1 pseudogene is annotated in these 683 nt (G+C 24.7%); it reads left to right on the plus strand.

From position 1 onward, the window contains the following. Window positions 1–112: 112 nt before the first annotated feature. Window positions 113–683 (plus strand): annotated as a pseudogene (locus JG677_RS08460) (lytic transglycosylase domain-containing protein); the annotation flags it as partial.

Below are 683 nucleotides of genomic sequence, written 5' to 3' on the forward strand. Positions count from 1 at the left end.
GGTTTTTCTTGATTAAAAGCAAGCAAAAGATTAATAATTTCTGGTTTTTCTTGTTGCTTATTTAGATAAAAAAGAAGATGTGGATAATTTTTTTAAACTTTATAATTATTCTATGAAAATTGACTATCCCTTAAGCGAATCTTTTATCAACAAACTCTCTCATTCTCAAAATTTTAAACAATTTATTCAAAATATTGTTATTAAAAAAGATAATCCTCAATTTAGTCTATCATTGCTAAATGTCAAACCAGAAAATGTTCAAGAAATTTCTGCCTTTTTTCTCGGTGTAAATGCATTAATTTATCATAAAAAAGATTTAGCTTTTAATTTTTTTGAGCAAGCTTATAAAAGTTTTAATAAACAAGAAAATAAAGACAATGCTTTATTTTGGATGTATATGATTAAAAAAAATAAGCAAGATTTAATCAATCTAGCAAATAGTCCTTCATTAAATATTTATAATTTATATGCACGAGAACTTACAAATTCAAACTTTCCTAAAATTTTAAGTCCTAAGCCAAAAAAAGAAAAAAACTCCTTTAATATGCAAGATCCTTTTGCTTGGCAAGCTCTTGCAAAAGAAATTGCAAATGCTGATCAAGATAAACTTAAAAACCTTGCTAATCAGTTCAATACACAAGAAACTTTACCTATTTATGCCTATATTTTAGAAAGGCTTTATA

This window comes from Campylobacter sp. TTU-622 (assembly GCF_016598965.1).
Taxonomy (GTDB): Bacteria; Campylobacterota; Campylobacteria; order Campylobacterales; family Campylobacteraceae; genus Campylobacter_D.